The sequence below is a fragment of the Polymorphospora rubra genome (genome assembly GCF_018324255.1).
In the GTDB taxonomy this organism is placed as follows: Bacteria; Actinomycetota; Actinomycetes; order Mycobacteriales; family Micromonosporaceae; genus Polymorphospora; species Polymorphospora rubra.
Map to the genome: position 1 here is coordinate 3,735,210 of NZ_AP023359.1, position 16,861 is coordinate 3,752,070.

The window sequence follows — 16,861 nt, forward strand, 5'->3', positions numbered from 1 at the left end:
TTTGCTGCGCCGGTGGCGTCAGGAGATCGGTGCGAAGCCGGGCAGCCAGCGCTCCAGGATCGCCCGGTAGGGCGCCTTCGCCTCCAGCTGTGACAACACCCCGATCGAACCGAGGGTCACGCGGTGGATCAGCAGGTACGAGGGTGGCAGGTTGAGGTGCCGGTTGAGCTGGTATGCCGGCGACTTCGGATTGCCCAGTCGGGCCGCCTCCGAGCGCAGCCAGGCGCGGGTGAAGCGGAACTCGTCGAGGGTCACCGGTTCCAGCATCGGCAGGATGAAGTCGAGCAGGGCCTGCGCGTCGATGTCGTCGGTCTGCTTGACGAATCCCTCCTCGCGGAGTCCGTCGATCACCGCCTGTGCCTCATCGGCCAGCGCGAGCCGGACCAGCCGGCCGATCGGCTCGGGATGCCCTTCGGGCAGCCGGGCAACCGCCCCGAAGTCGATGACACCGAGGCGCCCGTCCGGCAGTAGCCGGAAGTTGCCCGGGTGCGGGTCGGCGTGCAGGAGGCCGGCCCGGGCCGGCGCCGAGAAGTGCAGCACCGCCATCAGTCGACCGGCGCGGTCGCGCTGTTCCTCGGTGCCCTCGCTGATGATCTTCGAGAGCGGGATGCCCTCGACCCACTCGGTCACCAGCACCCGCGGGGCAGAGGCGATCACCTTCGGAACGAAGATCTCCTCGTCACCGGCGTACGCCTTGTGGAACGCCCGCTGGGAGGTCGCCTCCAGCTCGTAGTCGAGCTCTTCGGCGATTCGTTCCCGTAGCTCGGCCAGGAGCGGTTTGATGTCCAGACCCGGCTGGATGGCGCGGAACATCCCGCCCAGCCGGGAGAGTTGCTTGAGATCGGCCAGCAGGGCATCACCGGCCCCCGGGTACTGGATTTTGACCGCGACGGGCAGCCCCGCCTTGGCCCGGGTCTTCCAGACCGCGCGGTGCACCTGACCGATGCTCGCCGCCGCGGCCGGCGTGTCGTCGAACTCGACGAACTTCGCCCGCCAGTTCTCACCCAACTGTTCGGCGAGCACCTTGTGCACGCTGGCGGCCGGGAGCGGGGGCGCGGCTTCCTGCAGCTTGGTCAACGCCTGCCGGTAGGGGGCCGCGACCTCCTCCGGCAGCGCCGCCTCGAACACCGACAGCGCCTGACCGAACTTCATCGCGCCGCCCTTGAGCTGCCCGAGGACGCTGAAGAGCTGCTCGGCCGTGCGTTGCTGGATCTCGGCTGAGACGACGTCGGAGGCCAGCCCGGTGACCCTCTTGCCCAGACCGAGAACGGTCCGCCCCGCGAAGCCGAGGGGCAGAGCGGCGAGCTTGGCGGTGCGGGCCACGGCCCGACGTGGGATATCGGTCACCAGATCATTGTTACCGACTCGGCCCGCCCTTGGCCGCCATGCGGGGCTCGCCGGGGCAGCGGACCCGCCGTCGTGCCGCCGCCGGCCGCGCCGGGCGCAGTCGCAGCGGGGGTGTGGTGGCCAGGCCCGTCGCCGTATCCGCCCCGGTGCGCAGATTTCGACGGCCGCGCCGACCGTCTCCGGTGTGGCGCCGTCGAGGTGGGCCAGGATCTCCGCGGTGGCGAACCCCACTGCGGCGATCAGGGTCGCGGTGCTGCACGGCTCCTCGAAGCTGCTCGCGGCGAGCTGGGCGGCCAGCGCCGGCCAGGCCGGGTCGCGGTCCAACCGGTGCAGGTCGAGACAGTTCAGGCAGGGGAGCCGGTCGACGGGACGAGCGGCCCGACGACCGGTGTGCCGTCGCGTACGCCCAGCAGCAGGTGTGCCTGCCGGCGGGCCGCGAAGCCGGCGGCGAGCAGTTGTGCAGGCCGGTCCATGCCGACCTGCACGACGAGGTTGGCCCGACCCCGCGGAACGGGACGGGTGTCGGTGCCCGGGGCGGCCCGGGCGATCGCGGCGGCGAGTGCCTCGGCGCGGGGCTGCCGTACGTCGGCGGGCCCGAACCCGCCGCCGACGGTCTCGGTCGGGCCCACCTCGCCGTCGAGTTCGGGGCTGACGTGGCCGACGCCGCACTGGGCCAGTGCCACCGCGACGGGTGCGGCGAGCCGACCGCGTCCGGTGACGACCACCCGGGCGGCCGCCCGGCGCCGTAGGACCTGGGCCGGACTGGCCGGCGCGTCCGCGCCGCGCAGGGCGATGGCGTTGGCCTCCGCCGACAGGCGGCGCCGGGCCGGCTCCGGCAGACCGCTGGGCAGCAGGGTGTGCGCGCCCAGGACCAGCCCGGCGGCCCGCAGTGCGTCGATCAGCACCCGGACGTCGTCGCGCGGCACGCCGATGCTGGCCGCCCGGTCGAGTACGGCGCGTTCGCTGCGCGAGCCGTCGAGCAGGTCGAGCAGGCGGGCGGCTCCGGGGTGGGCGACCTCGACCACGACGGCGTGGGCGGGATCCAGCCCGAGCTGGAGGGTGTGCCGGTCACGCCAGAGCCGGACCAGGCCGGGAAGCAGCGTCGGGCGGGGAATCGGCGTTCTCGTCATGAGATGACACGCTGTCACCGTTGCCGAGCGTTGCGTCGTTCGTTATCCACAGTCGGCCACCCCTGCACCCAGCGTTATCCACAGCAAAACCGCGGTTATCCACAACTCGTCGGTAGCTAGTGTCATACGTCCGACACGCTGTGTCGGGGTGCCTCGCGCGGGAGGGGGTGGCCCAGTTGGGCCACCCCCTCCCGCGGTCGTTCCTCCGGACCCTGGGTCAGACCTTCGCCTTGCCCAGGATCCGGTTGACTGTTGTGCCGCAGACCGGGCACTTGCCCTTGGCCATGTTCATCCCGGTCTTCGACACGGTGACCGTGCCCTCGAAGTCGCGCTTCTCCTTGCACTTGACGCAGTAACCGTTGTAGGTCTGGGCCTGATCGGCCACGATGTCCTCCTCGTCCGTTCTGTCGGGTGGTTAGCTCCCGACGCGCACCCCGCGGTGAGCCATCCGGGCTCCGGCGCTGGGGGAACCTGTGGGCCACCTGCGGTGACCACCGGTCCGGCGGACCCTACCCAGGTGTGGTCGGGTTCATGTCAGCGACGCGTCGACCTGTGAGCAAGCCGACGACGAGAGTGTGCATGCCGGAATAGATCGCATAAGTCAGGTTCGCTGGGACACGCCGGGTGAAGGCCCTCAGAACCCACCTCGGGGGGCCGGTTGGACGTCCCCCTGCATGATCCCCTAACGTGGGTTCGACCGCTTGAAAATGCGCCCAAAGGTCGGCGTCCAGCGGTCCACAGGTGCACGCCGTCAAGAATTTTTTCGGACGAGACGTCGCTAACCGTTACTTTCCTGGCGCACTCGGCACGTTGACACTTGCGGTGACCAGGCCATCAGGCATTAGCGTGCCATCGTGAACCAATCCCGGGGCGACGCGGGCCGGTAATGGCTGGGGCGCGGAAGCCGGTCGTCGAGGTACGGCGCAGCCAGCGCCGGCGCCGGACGGTGTCCGCCTACCGGGAGGGCGAGCGGGTCGTCGTCCTGATCCCCGACCAGTTCTCCCGCGCCGAGGAGACCGAGTGGGTCGACCGGATGCTCGCCCGGCTCGCCGCCCGCGAGGAGCGCCTCTGCCGCTCCGACGCCGAACTGCTCGTCCGCGCCCAACGGCTGATCACCCGCTATCTGAGCGAACATGCCCGGATCGCCGTACCCAGCAGCGTGCGGTGGGTAACCAACCAGAACGGCCGGTGGGGCTCCTGCACACCCGCGGACCGCACCATCCGCATCTCCCACCGGATCCAGGAGATGCCGGAGTGGGTCATCGACTACGTGCTCCTGCACGAGCTGGCGCACCTCGTCGTACCCAGCCACAACGCCCGGTTCTGGGAGCTGGTGGGGCGCTACCCGAAGACCGAGCGGGCCCGCGGCTACCTCGAGGGGGTCGCCGCCGCCACCGGGGTCGTGCTCACCGACTGAGGGCCTCCCGCCCCGCCCCGCCGCCGGCGGACTAGGGTCTTGCGGGTGGCTCGACGAGTGGTGGTGGCGTTGATCGGCCCGGTGCGTTGGGCTCCCCCCGGCATCGATCCGGTCGCCTGGCGGGCCGCGCTCGCCGAGGACGTCGTCGACCTGCTCGCCACCATGAGCGAGGTCGAACCGGCCATCGCGGCGGTCGCCGCCGACCGGCCGCTCGCGGACGCGATCGCCTGGCCCGGGATGCCGATCTACGACCTGCCGGCCCGCGACGTCGACGCGGTCCTCGCCGCCGCCGCCCGGGACGGCTTCGAGCAGGCCGCCGTGATCGCCGCCGACGCGCCGGACGTGCCGGGGCTGATTCTCGGCAAGCTGCTCCGCCCGCTGACCACCCGGCCACTGGCTGTCGCGCCGGCCGAGGGCGGGGTGGGCCTGCTCGGCGTGGCGAGCCGGCTGCCGGCACCGGAGTGGCTGCCGACGATCGACCTGGACACCGCCGCCCCGGCCGCACTGCGGGCGGCGGCGCCCCGGCCCGCCGACGTCGCGGTGACCCCGGCCTGGCGACGGCTGCGCGGCCCGGCCGACCTGGCCACCCTGGATCCGGCGGTCGAGGGCTGGGACAGCACCCGTACGCTGCTCAGCCCCTGACCCCGCCGGTCAGCGCTGGTCCGGCTTGTCGCCCCCGAGATCGGTGTCCGGGCCGAAGTCGAAGTCGTCGAGGTCGCCGAGGTCGAGCTGGGTGCGGGCGTACGTGTCCGGATCGGCGAAGTCGTCACCGGACGGCAGCAGGTCGGGGTGCCCCCACAGGGCGTCCCGGCCGGAGATGCCCCGGTGCTCGGTCAGTGCCGCCCACAGCGCGGCCGCCTCGCGCAGCCGGCGCGGGCGCAGCTCCAGCCCGACCAACGCCACGAACGTCTGCTCGGCCGGTCCGCCCGCCGCCCGCCGCCGTCGGAAGGCCTCGCCGAGGCGTACGACGTTCGGCAGCCGCTCGCCCGCCGCGCTGTCGACGACGTGGCACACCCAGCCCTCGACCAGCGCCAGCGCGGTCTCCAGCCGGGCCAGGGCGGCCTTCTGGGCGGGCGTGTCCTCAGGCGTGAAGATGCCTTCGAGCGCGATCGCCTGCATCGACTCCGGGTTCATCGGGTCGACCCGGGTCATCGCCTCCTCGATCGCCTCGCGGTCGACGGTGATCCCGGACGCGTACGCCTCGACCGCCGTCAGCACGTGCCCGCGCAGCCACGGCACGTGACCGAAGAGCCGCTGGTGCGCCGCCTCGCGCAGGGCCACGTAGAGCCGTACCTCGTCCTCGGGCAGCTCCAGGCCCTCGCCGTAGGCCTTGATGTTGGCCGGGATGAGCGCGGCGGTGCCGGCCGGGCCGAGCGGCAGGCCGATGTCGCCGGCCGACAGCACCTCCGCGGCCAGTGAGCCGAGCGCCTGGCCGAGCTGGCCGCCGAAGAGCGCGCCGCCGAGCGCGGCGACCATCGACTGCATCGGTCCGAGCTGGGCGCGGGCCTCCGGCGGCACCAGGTCGCCCATCGCGCCGACCATGCGGCCGGCGACCGGGTCGCAGAGCTTCTGCCACACGTCGAGCGTCTTGTAGATCCACTCGTTGCGGTTCCACGCCACCGACTTCTTGATGCCGGAGGGCAGGTCGCAGGCGGGTTCGAGCCACAGGTCGGCGAGGCGCAGCGCCTCCTCGACGGAGTGCCGCTCGTAGACGTTCACCGCCGGATCGCCGGCCGCGGCGAGCTGACTTGCCGCTACCTGGCGCGCGAGGTCCCAGTTGACGGGCCCGCTGCCGGGCGTCGCGAGCAACTGCTGCAACTGGGCCATGAACTGCTGCATCTGCTGCGGGTCGTTGGGGTCGGGCGGCTGGCCACCCGGGAGCGCGAAGCCGAACGGAATATCAGGCACCCGTCAACCGTACGCGCGTCGACCGTCGTAACGCCCGCCCCCGGCTTCTGCTCAGGGAGAACTCCGGGAGTTACCTTCAGCGGCGATAGGTACTCTTCCGCGCATGAGACGTCGCGGTGTCACGGTTCTGATCGGTGCGCTGTTCACCGCGTTACTCAGCATCGGCGTGCTCGCCGCGCCGATTCCGTACGTCGTTCTCGGTCCGGGGCCGACCGTCGACACGCTGGGTACCGAGGACGACAAGGAGGTCATCCAGATCTCCGGCACGCAGACGTCATCGTCGGAGGGGCAGCTCCGGCTGACGACGGTCGGGGTGCAGCCCGACGTCAAACTCCTCGCGGCGATCATGGGCTGGTTCTCCGACGACGAGGCGGTCGTACCCCGCGAGCTGATCTACCCGCCGAACGAGACCAGGGAACAGGTCGACCAGCGCAACGCCGAGGACTTCGCCGCCTCGCAGACGAGCGCGGAGACCGCGGCACTGCGCAAGCTGGGCTACCCGGTGCAGGTGGTGGTCAAGGTGGTGACCGCGGGTGGTCCGGCCGAGGGCGCGCTCCAGGTCGGCGACGTCATCACCTCGGTCGACGGGCAGCCGGTGACGACCGCGACCGGGCTGACGGAGCTGATCCGGGCCGAGCCGGCCGGCAGCACACTGACCATCGGCTACACGCGCGGCGGCGCCCCGGCGACCGTGCCGCTGACCACCCGGGCGGAGAGCGGCCAACCGCCCCGCATCGGCGTGGAGATCGGCCAGGAACAGCCGCACCCGTTCGAGTTGAAGATCGATCTGGACGAGATCGGCGGTCCGAGCGCCGGCCTGATGTTCGCCCTCGGCATCATCGACAAGATCGATCCCGAGGACCTGACCGGCGGGCGGATCATCGCCGGCACCGGCACCATCGACGACGAGGGCAACGTCGGCGCGATCGGCGGCATCCCGCAGAAGCTCGTCGGTGCCAAGGCGGCCGGCGCCAGCGTCTTCCTCGTACCCGCCGACAACTGCGAGGAAGCCGTCCGCAACGCCCAGCCCGACCTGCCGCTGTTGAAGGTCGGAAACCTCGACGAGGCCCTCGCCGCGCTGGAGGCGGTACGGGCCGGACGGGAGGCTCCCAGGTGCTGAGACCGGCGGCGCCACGAGGCTTGACAAATCACAGATGGAAACACCCCGTAGTCTTGGTCACTGGTCGGAGCGGGTCGAATTCGAAGTGCGGAGCCAAACGTGGTCATGCGTAGCAGTCCCATGCCCAGAATGAGCCGACGCGGGCGGGTGACCGTCAGCGTGCTGATCGGCGTATTCCTGCTCTTCACCCTGCTCGGGTGGGGCGTGCAGGCCTGGACCGACTGGCTCTGGTTCGACGAGGTCGACTACACGCAGGTCTTCACCGGCGTCCTGACCACCCGCATCCTGCTCTTCCTGGCGATCGGCCTGGCGATGGCCGTGGTCATCGGCGGCAACCTGTGGCTCGCCTACCGCCTCCGGCCGCTGCTGCGCCCACATTCGCCGGAGCAGGCCACCCTGGACCGCTACCGGATGCTGCTCACCCCGCGGATCGGCACCTGGATCGCGGTCCTCTCGATCGTCGTCGGCCTCTTCGCCGGCCTGTCGGCACAGAGCCGGTGGAGCGAGTGGCTGCTCTTCCGCAACTCGCAGGAGTTCGGCGTCACCGACCCCGAGTTCAACGCCGACATCGGCTTCTACATCTTCGAGTTCCCGTTCTGGCGCTATCTGATCGGTGTCGGCTTCACCGCCGTGGTGCTGTCGGTGATCGGCGCGCTCGCCGTGCACTACATCTTCGGCGGGGTGCGGCTCCAGGGCGTCGGCGACCGGATGACCAACGGCGCGCGGGCCCACCTGACCACCCTGGTTGCCGTCTTCGTGCTGCTCAAGGCCGTGGCGTACGTGCTCGACCGGCGCGCCTTGCTGCTGGAGTACAACGAGGAAGCGAAGATCTACGGCGCCGGGTACGCCGACATCAACGCGCTGCTGCCGGCCAAGGAGATCCTGGCCTACATCTCGATCGTGGTCGCCATCGCGATCATCGTCTTCTCCAACGCGGTGATGCGGAACCTCGTCTGGCCCGGCGTCTCGCTCGCCCTGCTGGGCATCTCGGCGGTGGCGATCGGCGGCATCTACCCGTGGGCCGTGCAGACCTTCGAGGTCAACCCGAGCCTTCGGGACAAGGAGTCGGAATACATCGGGCGCAGTATCGAGGCCACCCGGCAGGCGTTCGGGCTGGCCGCCGCCACGACCACACCGTACGGGGCCAACAACCTGACGCCGCCCGAGTCGCTGGCCACCGACACCAACGTGGTCCCGAACATCCGGCTGCTCGACCCGCAACTGGTCTCCGAGACCTACACCCAGTTGCAGCAGGTTCGTGGCTTCTACGACTTCGGTCCGAAGCTCGACATCGACCGCTACAACGTGAACGGCCGGACCCAGGACTATGTCGTCGGTGTTCGCGAGATCAACTACCGCGGCCTGAGCGAGCAGCAGAGTAACTGGATCAACCGGCACACCGTCTTCACCCACGGCTACGGCCTGGTGGGCGCGCCGGCCAACCAGGTGGTCTGCGGCGGGCAGCCGTTCTTCGTCTCCGGCTTCCTCGGCGACCAGGCCCAGGAACAGTGCTCCTCGTCGACCGAGCAGATCCCGGCGCAGCAGCCGCGGATCTACTACGGCGAGCAGATGGACGCCACCGACTACGCGATCGTCGGCCAGGTAACCGAGGGCCGCAACGTCGAGTTCGACCGGCCGACCAGCGGCGGCGGCGAGGACTACTACACCTACACCGGTGAGGGCGGCGTCGAGATCGGCTCGTTCGCCCGCAAGCTGCTCTACTCGATCAAGGAGCAGGAGACGAACTTCCTGCTCTCCGACGCGGTCAACGAGAACTCCAAGCTGCTGTACGTCCGCAACCCGCGCGACCGGGTGGAGAAGGTGGCGCCGTTCCTGACCGTGGACGGCGACCCGTACCCGGCCCTGATCGACGGCCGGATCCAGTGGATTGTCGACGGCTACACCACCGCCGCGACCTACCCGTACGCCGAGCGGATCAACCTGCAGACCGAGACCGCCGACGAACTGACCGGCCTGGGCACCTTCCAGCTCGCCCGGGAGAACGTCAACTACATCCGCAACTCGGTCAAGGCCACCGTCGACGCGTACGACGGCACGGTCCGGCTCTACGAGTTCGACGAGGCCGACCCGGTGCTGAAGGCGTGGAACAAGGCGTTCGGCGGCGATCTGGTCACCCCGAAGTCGGAGATCCCGGCCGAGCTGAACCAGCACTTCCGCTATCCCGCCGACCTGTTCAAGGTGCAGCGCAACCTGCTGGCGAAGTTCCACGTCACCGACCCGTCGGAGTTCTTCTCCGGGCAGGACTTCTGGGAGGTGCCGAACGTCCCGGACGCGCCGGACAGCAACAAGAAGCAGCCGCCGTACTACCTGTACACCCAGTTCCCGGGGCAGGAGGGGCCGCGCTTCCAGCTCACCTCGGCGGTGACCCCGGCCGGCCGGCAGAACCTCGCCGCGCTGATCTCGGGCTCCTACGTGGACGGCAAGCCGCAGTTGGCGATGTGGGAACTGCCCGACCAGACGGCGGTCTCCGGCCCGGTGCAGGTGCACCAGCGGATGACCAACAACGCCACGATCCGGCAGCAGCTCAACCTGCTGTCGTCCAACCAGGCCCAGGTGCAGTACGGCAATCTGCTGTCGCTGCCGTTCGGCAACGGCATGCTCTACGTCGAGCCGGTCTACGTGAAGAGCAACCAGCAGAACGCATACCCGCTGCTGCAGCGGGTGCTGCTTTCGTACGGCGACGGCGGCTCGTACGTCGTGCTGGCCAACAACATCAAGGAAGGCATCGAGCAACTCATCGAGCAGGGCCGCCAGGCTCAGGCAGGCAACGGCCAGCCGCCACCGCCGACGGGCGAGCAGCCACCGACCGGCAACGAACCGCCGCCGATGACCGGTCCGCTCGCCGAGGCGGCCGCCCAGGTGCAGACCGCCATCGCCGAGGTCAAGGCCGCCCAGACGTCCGGCGACTTCGAGCGGTACGGTCGCGCCCTGGCCGCGCTCGACCAGGCCATGACGGCGTTCCAGCAGGCGCAGCAGGCGGCCGGCGGCGGCACCCCGGCCACTCCGCCACCGGCGTCCCCGTCACCGGAGGCATCGGAACCGTCGCCGACGCCGACCGGATAACCGGCAGCACGCGAGCGGGGCCCGCCGTCACGGCGGGCCCCGCTCGCGTTGTTGGAGGCTCCGACCGCAGGTCAGAGCGTGGGTGGTCGTGGATCTGCGGGTCGTTTTGCGGGCGCGGGTAGCGGTGCGCTAGTGTTGTCCCAGCACGAACGAGCAAGGCAAGAAACAAGCAAGGCAAGACAGCAGCACCAGCAAGGCAAGAGAAGCAGCAAGGCGAGCAAGGCAAGTGCAGGGCGAAAGTCCAACACAAGCCATCACTCAGCGACGCGGGGTGGAGCAGCTCGGTAGCTCGCTGGGCTCATAACCCAGAGGTCGCAGGTTCAAATCCTGTCCCCGCTACCACGAAAACGGCTCCGGAGAGAGATCTCCGGGGCCGTTTTGTTTCAGTCGTACCGGACCTGTTCGAGGGGCGGAATGAGTGAGTCGGTAGCCGACGTGGTGGCCCGGGGATACGACCGGGTGGCGCAGGCGTACGCCGGGCTCGAGGACGGTGTCGAGTGGCCCCGGCTGCGCCGGCTGCGGGAACTGCTGGCCCGGCTGCCCGACGGGTCCCGCATCCTCGACCTCGGCTGCGGCAACGGGATGCCGGCCACGGCCGAGATCGCGAAACGGCACGTGGCGGTCGGCGTCGACGTGTCACCGCGGCAGATCGAGCTGGCCCGGCAGAACGTCCCGGACGCGACGCTGTCCGTCGGCGACGTGCTGGAGTTGCGGTACGAGCCCGGTTCGTTCGACGCGATCGTGGCCTTCTACACCTTCGACCACATCCCGCGGGAGCGCCTGCCGGAGATGCTCGGCCTGATGCGTGGCTGGCTCGCCGACGGCGGCTGGACGCTGTTCACGGTCGAGGAGGAGGAGCAGACCGACACGGTCGCGAAGTGGCTGGGCGAGCCGATGTTCTTCAGCTCGTACGATGCGGCGACCAGCCGTCGCCTGGTCGCCGACGCCGGGTTCGACATCGTCGGCGCGGAGGTCGAGGAGCAGTTGGAGGGCGGCCACCCGGTCAGCTACGTCTGGATCCTGGCCCGTAAGCCCGAGGAGGGGCAGTGAGGAACCCCGACGAGTGGGACCGGGCGTACGCGGCGGCCGGCCTGGCGTTCGACGTGGATCCACATCCCGAGCTGGCGAAGGCGGTCGGTGACCTGCCGCCCGGGCGGGCCGTGGAGTTCGGCTGCGGGGAGGGCCGGCCGGCGATCTGGTTGGCCACCCGGGGCTGGCGGGTCACCGCCGTCGACTTCTCGCCGGTGGCCGTCGACCGGGGCCGGCAGGTGGCGGACCGGCACGGGGTCGAGGTCGACTGGCAGGTCGCCGACGTGCGGGCGTACGAGCCGGCCGGCCCGATCGACCTTGCCGTGGTGCTGTACCTGCACATCGGCAGCGCGGAGATCGCGACGGTGCTACGGCGGGCCGCGGCCGCGCTCGCGCCGGGCGGCATCCTGTTCGTGCTCGGGTGGGACCGGAGCAACGCCGTCGCGGGGACCGGGGGCCGCGCCCCGCCGACCTGCTCTACGACGCCGCGGAAATGACCCGCGCGGTCGCCGGGCTGCGGGTGCGGCGGGCCGAGGCGGTGCCGCAGCTCGGTTCGGCCGACGCGGCCGACCTGGTGCTGACGGCGTACCGCCCACCGGCCTGACCGGACCCGCACTCCGGCTGTTCTCCCGAACGATCGTTTGGCTATCGTTCGGGGAAAGTCGCCGCATGAGGAGTTGGTGGTCCGATGTCAGAGGCTTTCCTCGTCGGCGGGATCCGTACCCCGATCGGCCGGTACGCCGGCATGCTCGCCGGCGTCCGACCGGACGACCTCGCCGCCCTGGTCGTCGGTGCCGCCGTCGAGCGGGCCGGGGTCGATCCGGCCGCGGTCGACGAGGTGATCCTCGGCGCGGCCAACCAGGCCGGTGAGGACAACCGCAACGTGGCCCGGATGGCGGTGCTGCTGGCCGGCCTGCCGGACACCGTTCCGGCGTACACGGTGAACCGGCTGTGCGCGAGCGGGCTGACCGCGGTCGCCAACGCCGCGCAGGCGGTCCGGACCGGTGACGCGGACATCGTCGTCGCCGGTGGCGTCGAGTCGATGACCAGGGCGCCCTGGGTGACCGAGAAGCCGGCGACCGCCTGGGCGAAGCCGGGCGCCACCTTCGACACCGCGCTCGGCTGGCGCCTGGTCAATCCGAGGATGACCGCGCTCGACGGCGGCCGGGCCACCATCTCCATGGGCGAGACCGCCGAGGAGGTCGCGAAGCTCGACGGCGTCAGCCGGGCGGCCAGCGACGCGTACGCGCTGCGTAGCCAGGAGCGGGCGGCGGCGGCCGTCGCCGCCGGCCGGTTCACCGCCGAGATCGTGCCGGTCCCGACCCGTACCGGCCCCGTCGACACCGACGAGTGCCCGCGGCAGACCTCCCTGGAGCGGCTGGCCGGACTCAAGCCGGTGTTCCGGGCGGACGGCATCGTCACCGCCGGTTCGTCCAGCCCGCTGTCCGACGGCGCCGCGGCCATCGTGGTCGCCAGCGCCGACGCCGTACGCCGGTACGGCCTGACTCCCCGCGCCCGGGTCCTGACGGGTACGTCCGCCGGCGTACCGCCGCATCTGATGGGCCTGGGGCCGGTGCCCGCGACCGAGAAGGCACTGGCCCGGACCGGACTGTCCATTGGCGACGTCGACGCGGTCGAACTCAACGAGGCGTTCGCCGCCCAGGTGCTGGCCTGCGCCGGCCGGCTCGGCATCGACGACGAGCGGCTCAACGCCGACGGCGGGGCGATCGCACTCGGCCATCCGCTGGGCAGTTCCGGCACCCGGCTGGTGGTCACCCTGCTCGGCCGGCTGGAGCGCGCCGGTGGCCGACGCGGCCTGGCGACGATGTGCGTCGGCGTCGGTCAGGGCGCCGCCCTGCTGGTCGAGCGGTTGTAGACGGCGGCCGGCCGCCGACCCGGCACCGACTCCGGCCACTGTGCGCGGTCCGGCCCGGCAGCCCGGGCAGGGGCCTCCGCCGAGGTGACGGCAACGGCTTGGTAAATGTGTTGGCTGATCGGCTGAGGACGTCGACCCGGGACTCGACCTAGGCTCCGATGCCATGCTGTTATCCCACCGCCGGAAAGACACCGGTCCGGCCATCGCCGAATTCTGGCGGTGGTGGCCGCAGGGCCGCCCGAGTGTGGAAGCCGCCATCTCCGACGGCGACTGGTCACCGGCGCTCGTCGCCGAGATCGCCGGCCGGGTCAACGCCATCCACAAAGGTCTGGAATGGGAGTTCTCGCGCGGTAACCGGTCGAGTCATCTGCTCGTGGTCTCCGCCGCCGGCGACGCCCGGCTGCGGTCGATCGCCGAGCGGTGGCGCCGGGCCGCCCCACCCCCGGACCGGCACTGGGAGTTCCAGTCCACCCGCCAGCCCGATCCGGGCGCGCTGACCGCCGCACTCACCGTCGACGGCTTCGAGGTCAAGCTGCCCGACCTGGCCTACGGCTTCACGGTCGACAGCAGCCGCCACGAGGTCGACATCGTGGTCTACCACCCGATGTTCGCGCAGATGCCGGTCCGGGAACGGGTCCGGGTCGTGTTCCTGGCGCTGGACTGGCTGCTCGGCGAGGTCGCCGCCGAGTTGTGGATCGGCACCGTCGAGACCGTCGTCGAGCCGACTCCCGACATGCGCGGCGGGGACGCGTTGGCGGCGACGGTGGCGCAGGTGGCCGCCCAGGTCGACGACCAGACCTGGGAGTTGCGGGAGCTGCGGGACGGTCGGCGGGCCGGCATCGCCTCGCTGCGCCATCCGCTCAAGCCGGTCCGGTGGCCGCACCTGGACACCTATCTGCGGGTCGAGGCGGGCTTCCCGGGTGTCGGTGACAGCGGGATGCCCGACGACACCGCCCTGGCCGACCTGCGTGCCCTGGAGGCCCGGCTGACGGCGACGCTCGGCGTGGACGCCGTACTCGTCGCGCACGAGACCCGCGGCGGGCGGCGGATCTTCCACTGCTACGCCGAGGACGGCCGTCCCGTCGAGGCGGCCGCGACGGCGGTGGTCCGGGGCTGGACCCGGGGCCGGACCCGGGTCCGCTGCCGGCCCGATCCCGGCTGGGACGGCATTCGCCACCTCGGCTGATCCGGGCCGTTGGGGTACGCGATTTGCCCGGGGCAGTCAGGATGGACCCATGTCTTCACTCGGGAAGTGGTGGGTGCGGCTCGCAGCCCTGGTCAGCACCCTGACTCTGGCGGTGTTCGTGCCGGCGGCGGCGTGGGCCGCCCGGACCGGCGTGGACGGGGTGGCCGGTGAGCTGGCCCGCGGTCGCGGGCGCGGTATCGGCGGCATCCTCGTCGGGCTGTGCTGCCTGTTCGTGGTCGGGATCATCGTGGTCGCGCTGGTGCTGGTGATGCGCAGACGGAACACCCGGCGCTGACGCGACGGCACCGCCGGCCGCGACGGCACCGCCGGTCCGGCCCGGGCGGCGGTGGGTGGCGAGGTGCGGGTCAGGTCGCGAGCGCGGCGCGGGCCTCGGCGACGAAGTCGTAGGCCGCCGCGCGCGGGGTGGCCCGGCCGAACTGCACGCTCTCGGCATGGGTGACCAGCAGCGCCCTGATCCGGGCGTGCCCCTTGGGCGGGGGTGCCGGGGCGGGGCCGAAGTGCTCGGCCATCCGGGCCTCGAACGCCACCGTGCGCTTCATCTTCTCGTCGACCAGCGTCGCGTTCACCGCCTCCCGGATCCGGGCGTTCGGGCTCAGCCCACGCTCGGTGCCGAGGATGGCACCGGCCTCCGGATCGTTGACCAGAAAGTTGATCACGTCGACCACGGTGTCGGCGTGCCGGGTGCCCCGGAACGCCGCCCAGTACATCGACGCCTGCGTCCACTGCCCCTTCGGATCGCCGGGGTAGGCGACCACCGCGAGATCGTCCTTTGTGTACCGCTGCAGCTCGGTCAGCTCGTTCGACCATGCGAACGAGGTGGCGGCCTGGCGGGTGACGACCAGTTGTCGGGCCGGCTCACCGCCGTTTGCCTGTTGGATCACGGCGGCCGACGGGGTGGCCCGGGACGCCCGCGCGCTCTGCCACAGCTCGAACCAGCGGGTCACGTCGGACTCCGTGAAGCCGATCTCGCGGCCCTGGTAGAGCTCCTTGCCCTGGGTCCGCAACCAGAGCCACAGCGCCCGGTAGTCGGCCGAGGCGTCCATCGTCCCGGCCGTCTGCCCGCCGCTTTCGCGGGTCACCTGCGAGGCCCACCGGATCAGTTCGTCGTACGTCATGCCGATGCGGGGCTCCGCCAACCCGAGCCGGTTCAGCAGCGACCGGTTGTAGACCATGCCCGGGGTGTTCGCGGCGGCGGCCACCGCGACGGTACGCCCGCCGACCTGCCCGTACTGGGCCAGACCGCGGGGGAACTGGCTGAGGTCGAGCGCCCCGGAGGCGGCGTACGCGGTCAGGTCCAGCACGATGCGGCTGTCGACGTACTCGGTCAGGTAGTCGTCGTCGATCTGGAACAGGTCGGCGACGTTGCCGGCGGCGGCCTGGGTGGCGAGGCGCTCGTAGTAGCCGGTCTCGCCCTGCCAGGTCACCCGGAACGTGACCTCCGGATGCCTCGACGAGTAGAGCCGCAGGGCCTGCTCGGTCAGCTCGGCACGGCGTTCCCCGCCCCACCAGAAGACGGACAGCTCGATGCGGCCGTCGCCGTCGACCGTACGGTCGTCGGTGCACCCGGTGAGGCCGACGGCGGTGAACAGGACGAGTGCCAGCAGGGGGGACATCAGGCGGCGGAGCGGGCCCGGACGCGGGGGAGGGCGGGAACGGCAGGGGCACTGCATCTCCAGACGGGCATCGCCGGCGCGCGGCGGTCCGATCATTTACACAGGGGTGCCGGCGGGGTGTCAACGGACTGCCGGACAGGCCGGCCCGACGGGACGGCTGAAACCCGACGGGCGGCTGAAATCGGCGGCTCGACCGACGGGCGGCGGCCCGGTGCCGGGCGGGGCGGATCGGGCCGCGTGATGTACTGGCCGGGTGAAGCTGCTGCACTCGGGCAAGGTCCGCGACGTCTACGCCGATGGCGACGATCTCATCCTGGTCGCGTCCGACCGGGTCTCGGTCTACGACGTCGTGCTGCCGACCCCGATCCCGGACAAGGGCAGGTTGCTGACCCAGCTCTCGCTGTGGTGGTTCGAGCAACTCGCCGATCTGGTGCCCAACCACGTCGTCTCCGCCACCGACGTACCGGAGCGGTTCGCCGGCCGGGCGATCCGCTGCCGCCGGCTGGAGATGGTCCCGGTGGAGTGCATCGCGCGCGGCTACCTGACCGGACTCGGCCTGAAGGAGTACGAGAAGAACGGGTCGGTCTCCGGGCTCGAGCTCGGTCCCGGCCTGGTCGAGGCGTCGAAGCTGCCCGAGCCGGTCTTCACCCCGACGACCAAGGCCCCGGTCGGCGAGCACGACGAGTTCATGACGTACGCCGAGGTCGTCGACAAGGTCGGCGCGGACACGGCGGAGCGGTTGCGGGACATCACCGTACGGGTCTATCGGCGGGGCGCCGAACTGGCGGCCGAGCGGGGCATCATCGTCGCCGACACCAAGATCGAACTGGGGTGGGCGCCGGACGGCACGCTGGTGCTCGGCGACGAGGTGCTCACCTCGGACTCGTCGCGGTTCTGGCCGGCGGACTCGTACCGGCCGGGCCGCCCACAGTTCTCGTTCGACAAGCAGTACCTGCGGGACTGGGCCGCCGGCACCGGTTGGGACAAGCAGGCGCCCGCTCCGGAGGTGCCGGCCGAGGTGGTCGAGATGACGCGGGCCCGCTACGTCGAGGTCTACGAACGCCTCACCGGTCGCACCTGGTGACCCCGCTCTCCGCGATCTTGCACTTGTCGCCGCCCATGCCAGGCAA

Annotated in this window: 14 protein-coding genes, 1 tRNA gene and 1 pseudogene; 11 read left to right on the plus strand and 5 right to left on the minus strand. The window is 71.2% G+C overall.

Going from position 1 to position 16,861, the window contains the following annotated elements:
* Positions 1–18 precede the first annotated feature (18 nt).
* The 3 genes and pseudogenes from Prubr_RS17170 to Prubr_RS17180 all read right to left on the minus strand — a co-directional run bounded on the left by Prubr_RS17170 (position 19) and on the right by Prubr_RS17180 (position 2,862).
* The gene (locus tag Prubr_RS17170; protein WP_212828143.1) at positions 19–1,347 is read right to left on the minus strand and encodes an ABC1 kinase family protein; all 1,329 of its coding nucleotides are present in this window, start codon (positions 1,345–1,347) and stop codon (positions 19–21) included.
* Between the two features lie 84 nt (positions 1,348–1,431).
* Positions 1,432–2,477, minus strand: a pseudogene (locus Prubr_RS17175) (PqqD family protein); the annotation flags it as partial.
* A 217-nt stretch (positions 2,478–2,694) separates the two neighbouring features.
* Positions 2,695–2,862 carry a DUF5679 domain-containing protein gene (locus Prubr_RS17180; RefSeq protein WP_212826663.1) on the minus strand — a complete coding sequence of 56 codons (168 nt, stop codon included), beginning with the start codon at positions 2,860–2,862 and terminating at the stop codon, positions 2,695–2,697.
* Positions 2,863–3,363: 501 nt separating this feature from the next.
* On the opposite strand from Prubr_RS17180, the gene Prubr_RS17185 reads away from it, so the two are divergent.
* Together Prubr_RS17185 and Prubr_RS17190 are read left to right on the plus strand one after the other, a co-directional pair.
* Positions 3,364–3,894 carry a M48 metallopeptidase family protein gene (locus tag Prubr_RS17185; protein ID WP_212826665.1) on the plus strand — a complete coding sequence of 177 codons (531 nt, stop codon included), beginning with the start codon at positions 3,364–3,366 and terminating at the stop codon, positions 3,892–3,894.
* A 45-nt stretch (positions 3,895–3,939) separates the two neighbouring features.
* Entirely contained in the window at positions 3,940–4,536 is a 597-nt protein-coding gene (locus Prubr_RS17190; protein WP_212826667.1) for a hypothetical protein, read from the plus strand.
* A 9-nt stretch (positions 4,537–4,545) separates the two neighbouring features.
* Here the strand turns inward: Prubr_RS17190 and Prubr_RS17195 are convergent, their stop codons facing one another.
* Positions 4,546–5,802: a zinc-dependent metalloprotease gene (locus Prubr_RS17195; RefSeq protein ID WP_212826669.1), complete on the minus strand. Its 1,257-nt coding sequence runs from the start codon at positions 5,800–5,802 to the stop codon at positions 4,546–4,548.
* A 103-nt stretch (positions 5,803–5,905) separates the two neighbouring features.
* Here Prubr_RS17195 and Prubr_RS17200 point away from each other — a divergent pair, with 103 nt between their 5' ends.
* From Prubr_RS17200 to Prubr_RS17235, 8 genes are all read left to right on the plus strand, one after another.
* Entirely contained in the window at positions 5,906–6,922 is a 1,017-nt protein-coding gene (locus Prubr_RS17200; RefSeq protein WP_212826670.1) for a YlbL family protein, read from the plus strand.
* Positions 6,923–7,027: 105 nt separating this feature from the next.
* Positions 7,028–10,006, plus strand: coding sequence for a UPF0182 family membrane protein (locus Prubr_RS17205; protein WP_212826672.1), 2,979 nt, complete (start codon positions 7,028–7,030; stop codon positions 10,004–10,006).
* A gap of 265 nt (positions 10,007–10,271) precedes the next feature.
* A tRNA-Met gene (locus Prubr_RS17210) sits at positions 10,272–10,348 on the plus strand.
* 72 nt (positions 10,349–10,420) lie between these two features.
* Positions 10,421–11,056 carry a class I SAM-dependent methyltransferase gene (locus tag Prubr_RS17215; RefSeq protein WP_212826675.1) on the plus strand — a complete coding sequence of 212 codons (636 nt, stop codon included), beginning with the start codon at positions 10,421–10,423 and terminating at the stop codon, positions 11,054–11,056.
* Entirely contained in the window at positions 11,053–11,532 is a 480-nt protein-coding gene (locus Prubr_RS17220; protein WP_212826677.1) for an SAM-dependent methyltransferase, read from the plus strand. The genes Prubr_RS17215 and Prubr_RS17220 overlap by 4 nt, the downstream gene beginning before the upstream one ends.
* Before the next feature lie 191 nt (positions 11,533–11,723).
* Positions 11,724–12,911, plus strand: a complete 1,188-nt coding sequence (locus Prubr_RS17225) for a thiolase family protein (protein ID WP_212826680.1) — start codon at positions 11,724–11,726, stop codon at positions 12,909–12,911.
* A 163-nt stretch (positions 12,912–13,074) separates the two neighbouring features.
* A complete protein-coding gene (locus Prubr_RS17230; RefSeq protein ID WP_212826682.1) occupies positions 13,075–14,097 on the plus strand; it encodes a DUF695 domain-containing protein in 1,023 nt (340 codons plus the stop codon).
* A 49-nt stretch (positions 14,098–14,146) separates the two neighbouring features.
* The gene (locus Prubr_RS17235) at positions 14,147–14,392 is read left to right on the plus strand and encodes a hypothetical protein (protein ID WP_212826684.1); all 246 of its coding nucleotides are present in this window, start codon (positions 14,147–14,149) and stop codon (positions 14,390–14,392) included.
* Positions 14,393–14,462: 70 nt separating this feature from the next.
* On the opposite strand, the gene Prubr_RS17240 is transcribed toward Prubr_RS17235, so the two are convergent.
* The gene (locus Prubr_RS17240; RefSeq protein ID WP_246568766.1) at positions 14,463–15,731 is read right to left on the minus strand and encodes an ABC transporter substrate-binding protein; all 1,269 of its coding nucleotides are present in this window, start codon (positions 15,729–15,731) and stop codon (positions 14,463–14,465) included.
* Positions 15,732–15,984: 253 nt separating this feature from the next.
* Here Prubr_RS17240 and Prubr_RS17245 point away from each other — a divergent pair, with 253 nt between their 5' ends.
* A complete protein-coding gene (locus tag Prubr_RS17245; RefSeq protein WP_212826685.1) occupies positions 15,985–16,815 on the plus strand; it encodes a phosphoribosylaminoimidazolesuccinocarboxamide synthase in 831 nt (276 codons plus the stop codon).
* Positions 16,816–16,861: the final 46 nt, after the last annotated feature.

What these genes read in the sequence shown, in the direction of transcription:
- Prubr_RS17185 (WP_212826665.1), top strand. Translation starts at nt 3,364, where the DNA reads ATGGCTGGGGCGCGGAAGCCGGTCGTCGAGGTACGGCGCAGCCAGCGC.
- Prubr_RS17215 (WP_212826675.1), top strand. Translation starts at nt 10,421, where the DNA reads ATGAGTGAGTCGGTAGCCGACGTGGTGGCCCGGGGATACGACCGGGTG.
- Prubr_RS17200 (WP_212826670.1), top strand. Translation starts at nt 5,906, where the DNA reads ATGAGACGTCGCGGTGTCACGGTTCTGATCGGTGCGCTGTTCACCGCG.
- Prubr_RS17225 (WP_212826680.1), top strand. Translation starts at nt 11,724, where the DNA reads ATGTCAGAGGCTTTCCTCGTCGGCGGGATCCGTACCCCGATCGGCCGG.
- Prubr_RS17235 (WP_212826684.1), top strand. Translation starts at nt 14,147, where the DNA reads ATGTCTTCACTCGGGAAGTGGTGGGTGCGGCTCGCAGCCCTGGTCAGC.
- Prubr_RS17230 (WP_212826682.1), top strand. Translation starts at nt 13,075, where the DNA reads ATGCTGTTATCCCACCGCCGGAAAGACACCGGTCCGGCCATCGCCGAA.
- Prubr_RS17240 (WP_246568766.1), bottom strand. Translation starts at nt 15,731, where the DNA reads ATGTCCCCCCTGCTGGCACTCGTCCTGTTCACCGCCGTCGGCCTCACC.
- Prubr_RS17205 (WP_212826672.1), top strand. Translation starts at nt 7,028, where the DNA reads ATGCGTAGCAGTCCCATGCCCAGAATGAGCCGACGCGGGCGGGTGACC.